This window comes from Streptomyces sp. NPDC102270, from assembly GCF_044766405.1.
GTDB lineage: Bacteria > Actinomycetota > Actinomycetes > Streptomycetales > Streptomycetaceae > Streptomyces.
Genome location: NZ_JBIWLX010000015.1, coordinates 156,969 through 165,676, shown reverse-complemented (window position 1 = coordinate 165,676; position 8,708 = coordinate 156,969). Strand labels below are relative to the sequence as shown.

Genomic DNA, 8,708 nt, shown 5'->3' with positions numbered 1-8,708 from the left:
CCGGCTGCCGTGCGCCGTTCGTGTGTGTCTTCGGGCTCGGTTGTCGCGCGCGGCTCGTGTGCGTGTGTCTTCGGGCTTGGCTGCCGTGGGTCGGGCGCGTGCGTCTGCCCTCGGCCCGGCTGCCGTGCGCCGTTCGTGTGTGTCTTCGGGCTCGGTTGTCGCGCGCGGCTCGTGTGCGTGTGTCTTCGGGCTTGGCTGCCGTGGGTCGGGCACGTGCGTCTGCCCTCAGTCCGGCTGCCGTGTCGCTCACCGCGCCCCCTCAGGCCTGGCTGCCGCCGTCCACGCGGAGTACCACGCCGGTGACGTACGAGGCCCGGTCGCTCAGCAGCCAGGCCGCGGCCTCGGCGATCTCGGCCGGGTCGGCACCGCGGCCCAGCGGGGTCTGCGCGACGAGCTGCTCGACGATGCCCGGGGAGCTCGCCTCCCACTCGTCGATCATCTCCGTCAGCGTGGTGCCGGGGGCGATGGCGTTGACCCGGATGCCCTCCGGGCCGTACGTAGCGGCGGCCGACGCGGTGAGGCTGTTGACCGCCCGCTTGGCGGCGCCGTACACGGGCAGCCACGGGTTGGCCATCAGGCTTCCGACACTGGAGTTGTTGACGATCGCGCCGGTTCCGGCGGTGGCGCGGATCGCGGCGACCTCGGCGTTCATCGCCAGCCAGGGACCCTTGAGGTTGACGGCGAGGACATGATCGAAGTCGGCTTCGGGAAGTTGGTCCATGGGCCCGGGCTGCTGGATCGTCGCCCCGTTGTTGAAGGCGACGTCGAGCCTGCCGTACAGCTCGACGGCCCGGTCCACGGCGGCCTGGACGCTCGCCGGGTCGGCGAGGTCGCACAGGACGTAGTCGGCGGTGCCGCCGGCGGCGCGGATCTCCTCGGTCACGGCCTTCAGCTGGGTCTCGGTGCGGGCGGCGAGCAGAACGCGGGCGCCCTCCCGGGCGAACAGTCGTGCGGCCGCCGCGCCGATGCCGCGTCCGGCACCGGTGACGAAGGCGACCTTGTCGGCGAGCAGGGGGGTGATCGTGGTGTTGGTCATGCCGACGAGCCTTCCTCCGGGCGCGATCCCTATCCAGGCACAGGTGGTACCTGGCTGGGCGGCCCGGACCCCGCGCACACTGGGGACGTGGACCGACGAGAACTGGCCGACTTCCTGCGCAGCCGGCGCGAGCGCATCACCCCCTCCGACGTGGGGCTGCCCGCCGGACCGCGCCGCCGTACCCCGGGCCTGCGCCGCGAGGAGGTGGCGCAGCTGGCGTACATCTCCACCGAGTACTACACCCGGCTGGAGCAGGCGCGCGGCCCCCGCCCCTCCCTGGAGGTCCTGGCACAGGTGGCCCGCGCCCTGCGCCTGTCGGACGCCGAACGCGACCACCTCCACCACCTCGCCGGCACTCCGCCGGGTCCGCGGCCCGGTCCCTCCCGTGAGGTGCGCCAGAGCGTCGTCGACCTGCTGCACCGGCTGCCGCAGGCCGCCGCGATCGTCATCTCGGCCACCCACGAGGTCATCGCCTGGAACGACCTGGCGGCAGCCCTCATGGAGGACTTCTCCGCCCTCTCCCGCTGCGATCGCAACCTCGTCCGGCGTGCCTTCCTCGGCCCGCACCCGGAGGGACGGCGCCTGTACGGGGTGTCGGACGGGGAGGAGTTCGCGGTCACCTCGGTGCAGCAGCTGCGTGCCGCCTCCGCCCGCTATCCCGACGACCCCGAGGTGAGCGGCCTGGTGGCCGAACTCCTCGACGGCAGCGAGGAGTTCGCCCGGCTGTGGGCGGCCCACGACGTCACGGCCCGCCCCACCCTCTGCAAGACCTTCGACCACCCCGTGGTCGGCCCGGTCGCCGTCAACTGCGACGTCCTGGACATCGCCGACCGCGACCAACGCGTCGTGATCTACACGGCGGTACCCGGCTCCCCGTCCGAAGAGGCGCTACGGCTGCTGTCGGTCGTCGGCACCCAGCGGCTGGACGTCCCCGGCTGAGCCGCCGGTCCCCGGCCCCGTCCCGCACACGGCTCCGCTCCGCGACCTGAATCTGACGGAGCATCAGAAAACCTCTTCCGTCGTCCGCAGGTCTGCGGCATCCTGCGCCCATGCAGACGGAGCTGAGCAAGAAACTGGGAGTCGAGCACGCCGTCTTCGGCTTCACGCCGTTCCCCGCCGTCGCCGCGGCCATCAGCCGGGCCGGTGGCTTCGGAGTGCTCGGCGCGGTCCGCTACACGGCGCCCGACGAACTCAAGCGCGACCTCGACTGGATCGAGGCCCACGTCGACGGCAAGCCGTACGGCCTGGACGTCGTCATGCCCGCCAAGAAGGTCGAAGGGGTGACCGAGGCGGATGTCGAGGCGATGATCCCGGAGGGGCACCGGCAGTTCGTCAAGGACACCCTCGCCAAGTACGGCGTGCCCGAACTCGCCGAGGGCGAGGTGTCCGGGTGGCGCATCACGGGCTGGATGGAGCAGGTCGCCCGCAACCAGCTGGACGTCGCCTTCGACTATCCGATCCGGCTGCTCGCCAACGCCCTCGGCTCCCCGCCCGCCGACGTGGTGGCCCGCGCACACGACCAGGACGTCCTGGTCGCCGCCCTCGCGGGCAGCGCCCGGCACGCGGTCAAGCACAAGGAGGGCGGCATCGACATCGTGGTCGCCCAGGGCTACGAGGCCGGCGGTCACACCGGGGACATCGCCTCCATGGTCCTCACGCCCGAGGTCGTCGACGCCGTGGACCCGCTGCCCGTGCTGGCGGCGGGCGGCATCGGCAGCGGGCAGCAGGTGGCGGCCGCGCTGGCACTCGGCGCCCAGGGTGTGTGGCTCGGCTCCATATGGCTGACCACCACAGAGGCGGAACTGCCCTCGCCCAAGCTGATCGAGAAGATCCTCGCGGCCGGTTCCGGCGACACCGTCCGCTCCCGCGCGCTGACCGGGAAACCCGCGCGCCAGCTCCGTACCGAATGGACCGACGCCTGGGACTCCGCCGACGGACCCGGCACCCTGCCCATGCCCCTGCAGGGACTGCTGGTCGCCGACGCCGTCTCACGCATCCAGAAGTACGAGGTGGAGCCACTGCTGGGCACACCCGTCGGCCAGATCGTCGGCCGGATGACCAGCGAACGCAGCGTCCAGGCCGTCTTCGACGACCTCACCCGCGGCTTCGAGAAAGCCGTCGATCGCATCAACCGCATCGCCGGAAGGAGCGGCCAGTGACGAGCACAGCTCCCGCGGGCTTCTGGGCCCAGGCCACCCAAGACCCCTCGCGTACGGTCCTCATCGCCCCGGACGGCTCGCCCTGGACCGCCGACCGCCTGCACGCCGCCGCCAACCAGCTCGTCCACGGCCTGCGCGCCGCCGGACTCGAACGCGGGGACGCCTTCGCCGTCGTCCTGCCCAACAGCGCGGAGTTCTTCACCGCGCACCTCGCCGCCAGCCAGGCCGGCTTCTACCTGGTCCCCATCAACCACCACTTCGTCGCCCCCGAGATCGCCTGGATCGTCGCCGACTCCGGTGCCAAGGTCCTCCTCGCCCACGAACGCTTCGCCGACGCGGCACGGCAGGCGGCCGACGAGGCGGGCCTGGCGGCGAGCCACCGGTACGCCGTCGGCGAGGTCGAGGGCTTCCGGCCGTACGCCGAGCTCCTCGACGGACAACCCGAGTCACCGCCCTCGGACCGCGAACTCGGCTGGGTCATGAACTACACCTCGGGCACGACGGGCCGCCCCCGAGGTATCCGACGCCCCCTGCCCGGCAAGCTCCCGGAGGAGGCGTACCTCGGCGGCTTCCTCGGCATCTTCGGGATCCGGCCCTTCGGCGACAACGTCCACCTGGTCTGCTCGCCGCTCTACCACACCGCCGTCCTCCAGTTCGCGGCCGCGTCCCTGCACATCGGCCACCGGCTGGTGCTGATGGACAAGTGGACGCCGGAGGAGATGCTGCGGCTGATCGACACCCACCGGTGCACCCACACCCACATGGTCCCGACGCAGTTCCACCGCCTGCTGGCCCTGCCCGAGGACGTCCGGGCACGCTACGACGTCTCGTCCATGCGGCACGCCATCCACGGCGCCGCCCCCTGCCCAGACCACGTCAAGCGGGCAATGCTCGACTGGTGGGGGCCCTGTGTGGAGGAGTACTACGCGGCCAGCGAGGGCGGGGGAGCCTTCGCGACCGCCGAGGACTGGCTGAAAAAGCCGGGGACGGTCGGCAAGGCCTGGCCCATCAGCGAGCTCGCGATTTTCGACGACGACGGCAACCGGCTGCCGCCCGGCGAACTCGGCACCGTGTACCTGAAGATGAACACCGGCGGCTTCGCCTACCACAAGGACGAGGCCAAGACGAAGAAGAACCGCATCGGTGACTTCTTCACCGTCGGAGACCTGGGCCTCCTCGACGAGGACGGCTATCTCTTCCTCCGTGACCGCAAGATCGACATGATCATCTCCGGCGGGGTCAACATCTACCCCGCCGAGATCGAGTCGGTCCTGCTGCAGCACCCCGCCGTCGCCGACGCCGCCGCCTTCGGCATCCCGCACGACGACTGGGGCGAGGAGGTCAAGGCCGTGGTGGAACCGGCCCCGGGCCACACGCCCGGGCCGGACCTGGCCGGAGACCTCCTCGCCCACTGCGCCGCCCAACTCGCCGGCTACAAGCGCCCGAAGAGCGTCGACTTCATCACCGAGATGCCCCGGGATCCCAACGGCAAGCTGTACAAGCGACGGCTGCGGGAGCCGTACTGGGAGGGGCGCCCGCGACCGGTGTGAGCCTCATGAGCGCACCCGCAGGACCCGCAGCGCCGGCGACGACATGATGTCCTTCTCGCAGAACCGGGACGTCACCCACCGCTCCGCCGAGAACAACCGCGTCTGGTCGCTGTAGTGCGGCGAGTTCGGGTTCGAGGACTGGGAGTACGTCAGCAGGGTGCGGGCCACCGGGCAGCGGCCGCCGTCCCAGCCCACCGCCTGGATGTAGCTGGACCCGGTGGTCACCTCCGTGTATCCGCCGCCCGCCGGGTTCCACACCGGTTCGACCTTGTTCCACACCCCCAGCGACTCGGTGCCGCCCGGAACGGCGATGCGCTTGCCGTTCCGGGCGACGAACTGGTGCTCGCCGAGCCGCGAGTCCAGCGGGATGCCGGCCGCCCTGAGTTCGGTGACCGTGTCCGCGAGGGCCGTCGCGAAGGCGGGTGAGTCGGTGTTGAGAGTGTTGGGGGTGTTCACCGGATCGGCCGCCGAGAACGGCACCTTCCACAGCGTGGAACTGGGCAGCTTCCGCCAGAGCCGGTCGAAGAGGAGCGCGCCCGGGCTGTCGGTGTTCGCGGTGCGGTCCCAGGCCGCGAGCACCCCACAAGCCGCGCTGACGTCAACAGCACTGCCGTCACTGCCCGTTGCCGTACCGCCGGGAAACGCCGCACATGCCTTCGCCGCGTCCGCCGCCACGAGACCGCCCGCGGTCACCCGGTTGGCGAACTGTTGCGCCTGCACGTCCCGTACGGTCAACCGCCCCCGCGCGGCCATCGCGGACACGTCCTGGAGGGCCCCACGCGTACGCATCGAGCGCTGCGTGCCCACGGTGCCGAAGACCCGCTCGTACCCGGTGATCGGCCGTTCGACGTTGGCCAGCCAGGCGCTGTCGTTGGAGTTCTCCGCGTACGGCGCGTCCTTGAGCACCGGCATCTTCGCGGGCCCGAAGATCCCCGGCTGTACGGCGTCCGGATCGCTGCCGAGGGCGCAGTCACCGCGCGAGCCGTCGAGGATCGCCACTCCCGAGGCCGGGTAGGTGACCCTGCCCAGGGGAGTGGAGCAGCGCTGGGCCAGTTCGTCGGTGATCCGGGGCAGCACCTGGGACTGCGTGAACAGCGTGTGCCCGCGCGAGTCGGCGGCGATCGTGTTGACCCACGGCAGCCCCTGCGTGCGCTGCAACGCGCCCAGCACCTCGCTCGTACTGCGGGCCTTGCCGAAGCCGAGGGCCGTGTCGGAGGCGCGCAGGTTGGTGGCGTTCGGGTCGTTGAGGGCGTACGCCGTCGTGGTGGTCCAGGGCAGCGGCAGCGCGGCCCCGAGCGAGGTGACGACCGGGCCGTACCGCGTCCACCACTGGGTCTTCGTCACCGGATCGCCGTCCTTGACGGCAACGGTCACCCGGCGCTCGGTCATCCGCTCCGGCTTGCCGTCCACCAGGTACGTGGTCGGGTCGGCCGGGTCCAGGGTGAGCTGGTGCAGGTTGAGAGTGATGCCGGTGGCCACCGTGTGGCTCCAGGCCACCTGGGCGTTGTGGCCTATGGAGATCGTCGCCGAGCCGAGCAGTGAGCCGCCCGCGATGTTCAGTTCGCCGGGGATGGTCTGCTGCGACTGCCAGAAGCGGCGTCCACCCTGCCAGGGGTAGTGCGGGTTGCCGAGGAGGAGCCCGCGGCCGTTCGCCGTGGTGGCCCCGCTGAAGGCGACGGCGTTGGAGCCCATGTCGGCGGAGTCTGCCGCGAAGAGGTCCCGGGCCGCGCGGGCGGTGTCCCGGGCGTCCGGTGCCCCGACCGTCGGGGCGGTGGACGCGGGCGGCCGCGCGGCCGTGATGCCGTCCACGGCCCGGCCCTGACCGCCCAGCACGGCAAGCGCGAAGTTACGCGCGGCGACGTCCTGGACCGTCACCGGGCGCACCCAGCCTGCGCCCTTGCAGGCCGGGTCGGTGATGCGGTTCTTCTTCAGCCAGGTGTTGTAGCCCGCGGTGAAGCCCCGCATCAGGTCCTTCACCGCACGGCTCGGCCCGAGCGGCGCCGGTTGGGCCATCACCTTCTCCACCGTCCCCGCCTCCCGCACGCCGCGGAAGTACAGGTCGCTGGAGAGGTTGTTCGTGGCGGAGGAGAGCGCCGAGTCGGAGGCCGCGTCCGCCCCGAAGAAACGCGCACGCTCGCCGCGCACGGTCACGAACCCGTCGGCGAGCGTGCACACCTGGTCGGCGGCCTGCGCCCACCCGGTGCCGAAGCCGAGGTCGGCGTAGTTCTTCGCGAGGATGTGCGGGATGCCGTACTCGGTGTAGCGGATGGTGGCGGACAGACCGCCGTGCGACGGATGTTCCTGGTGCTGCTGATCCTGCGCGGCTGCGGCGGGCAGTGTGCCGACGGCGGCGAACAGGGCCACGGCCGCGACGACGGCGCGTCTGGGGCGGGTGCGCATCGTGCCTCCCAACGTCGTTGAGGGAAGGAGCGGTTGAGCGTACCAACCGGTAGGTTGTCCCGTATGACGCCTGGACACGGCAGTACGGTTGACGGGGTGCTGCGCCGCACCGCCCGGCGCACCCCGGCGCGCGTCGCGGTGGAGTACGGCGAGCGATCGTGGACGTACGAGGAGCTCGACGACGCGGTGTCGCGTGCGGCGAGCGTGTTGCTCGGTGAAGGTCTCTCACGCGGTGACCGGGTCGGCGCCTACGGCCACAACTCGGACGCGTATCTGATCGCCTTCCTTGCCTGCGCCCGCGCGGGGCTGGTGCATGTGCCGGTCAACCAGAACCTCACCGGTGACGATCTCGCGTACATCGTCGGCCAGTCGGGCAGCACCCTCGTCCTCGCCGATCCCGACCTCGCGGGACGGCTGCCGGACGGTGCACGCGCGCTGCCGCTGAGGGATTCCGCCGACTCGCTGCTGACACGCCTCGCCGCGACACCGCCGTACGACGGCCCCGAGCCGCGCAGCGAGGACCTCGTCCAGCTGCTCTACACCTCCGGGACGACAGCCCTGCCCAAGGGCGCGATGATGACCCACCGCGCCCTGGTCCACGAGTACCTGAGCGCGATCACCGCCTGCGATCTCAGCGCGGGCGACCGACCCGTGCACTCGCTGCCGCTGTACCACTCGGCCCAGATGCACGTGTTCCTGCTGCCGTACCTCGCGGTCGGCGCGACGAACATCATCCTCGACGCCCCCGACGGCGACCGTCTCTTCGACCTGATCGAACAGGGCCGCGCGGACAGCCTCTTCGCCCCGCCCACGGTGTGGATCGGCCTGGCCAACCGGCCCGACTTCGACACGCGCGATCTCAGCGGGCTGCGCAAGGCGTACTACGGCGCCTCGATCATGCCGGTGCCCGTCCTGGAACGACTCCGCGAGCGGCTGCCGAAGCTGGCGTTCTACAACTGTTTCGGCCAGAGCGAGATCGGCCCGCTGGCCACCGTCCTCGCGCCCGACGAGCACAAGGGGCGGATGGACTCCTGCGGCCGAACCGTCCTGTTCGTCGACGCGCGGGTCGTGGACGAGAACGGCAAGGACGTGCCGGACGGTACGCCCGGCGAGATCGTCTACAAGTCGCCGCAGTTGTGCGAGGGCTACTGGGACAAGCCCGAGGAGACCGAAGCGGCCTTCCGGGACGGCTGGTTCCACTCCGGCGATCTCGCGGTGCGGGACGCGCACGGCTACTTCACGATCGTCGACCGGGTGAAGGACGTCATCAACTCCGGTGGGGTGCTGGTCGCTTCACGCCAGGTCGAGGACGCGCTGTACACGCACGACGCGGTCGCCGAGGTCGCCGTGGTCGGCCTGCCCGACGAGCGGTGGATCGAGGCCGTCACCGCGGTGGTCGTCCCTCGCGGCGAGGTCACCGAGGCGGAACTGCTCGACCACGCGCGGGAGAAGCTCGCCCACTTCAAGGCGCCCAAGCGGGTGGTGTTCGTGGACGAGCTGCCGAGGAACGCGAGCGGAAAAATCCTGAAACGGGAGCTGCGGGACCGGTTCTCGTCGTGAGGG

The 8,708-nt window shown here is 71.3% G+C and carries 6 protein-coding genes; 4 read left to right on the top strand and 2 right to left on the bottom strand.

Annotated features, from left to right (window positions below; translation table 11 throughout):
• Positions 1–259: 259 nt before the first annotated feature.
• The gene (locus tag ACIRP7_RS30680) at positions 260–1,036 is read right to left on the bottom strand and encodes an SDR family NAD(P)-dependent oxidoreductase (protein ID WP_403665793.1); all 777 of its coding nucleotides are present in this window, start codon (positions 1,034–1,036) and stop codon (positions 260–262) included.
• A gap of 87 nt (positions 1,037–1,123) precedes the next feature.
• On the opposite strand from ACIRP7_RS30680, the gene ACIRP7_RS30675 reads away from it, so the two are divergent.
• The 3 genes from ACIRP7_RS30675 to ACIRP7_RS30665 all read left to right on the top strand — a co-directional run bounded on the left by ACIRP7_RS30675 (position 1,124) and on the right by ACIRP7_RS30665 (position 4,745).
• Entirely contained in the window at positions 1,124–1,975 is an 852-nt protein-coding gene (locus ACIRP7_RS30675) for a helix-turn-helix transcriptional regulator (protein ID WP_403665791.1), read from the top strand.
• A gap of 110 nt (positions 1,976–2,085) precedes the next feature.
• Positions 2,086–3,195 carry a nitronate monooxygenase gene (locus ACIRP7_RS30670; RefSeq protein ID WP_403665789.1) on the top strand — a complete coding sequence of 370 codons (1,110 nt, stop codon included), beginning with the start codon at positions 2,086–2,088 and terminating at the stop codon, positions 3,193–3,195.
• A complete protein-coding gene (locus tag ACIRP7_RS30665; protein WP_403665787.1) occupies positions 3,192–4,745 on the top strand; it encodes an acyl-CoA synthetase in 1,554 nt (517 codons plus the stop codon). Before ACIRP7_RS30670 ends, ACIRP7_RS30665 begins: the two co-directional genes overlap by 4 nt.
• 3 nt (positions 4,746–4,748) lie before the next feature.
• Here the strand turns inward: ACIRP7_RS30665 and ACIRP7_RS30660 are convergent, their stop codons facing one another.
• Positions 4,749–7,145 (bottom strand): penicillin acylase family protein, encoded by a 2,397-nt coding sequence (locus tag ACIRP7_RS30660; RefSeq protein ID WP_403665785.1) that lies wholly within the window; start codon positions 7,143–7,145, stop codon positions 4,749–4,751.
• A 63-nt stretch (positions 7,146–7,208) separates the two neighbouring features.
• Here ACIRP7_RS30660 and ACIRP7_RS30655 point away from each other — a divergent pair, with 63 nt between their 5' ends.
• Positions 7,209–8,705: an acyl-CoA synthetase gene (locus tag ACIRP7_RS30655; RefSeq protein WP_403665783.1), complete on the top strand. Its 1,497-nt coding sequence runs from the start codon at positions 7,209–7,211 to the stop codon at positions 8,703–8,705.
• Positions 8,706–8,708: the final 3 nt, after the last annotated feature.

What these genes read in the sequence shown, in the direction of transcription:
- ACIRP7_RS30680 (WP_403665793.1), bottom strand. Translation starts at nt 1,036, where the DNA reads ATGACCAACACCACGATCACCCCCCTGCTCGCCGACAAGGTCGCCTTC.
- ACIRP7_RS30670 (WP_403665789.1), top strand. Translation starts at nt 2,086, where the DNA reads ATGCAGACGGAGCTGAGCAAGAAACTGGGAGTCGAGCACGCCGTCTTC.
- ACIRP7_RS30655 (WP_403665783.1), top strand. Translation starts at nt 7,209, where the DNA reads ATGACGCCTGGACACGGCAGTACGGTTGACGGGGTGCTGCGCCGCACC.
- ACIRP7_RS30660 (WP_403665785.1), bottom strand. Translation starts at nt 7,145, where the DNA reads ATGCGCACCCGCCCCAGACGCGCCGTCGTCGCGGCCGTGGCCCTGTTC.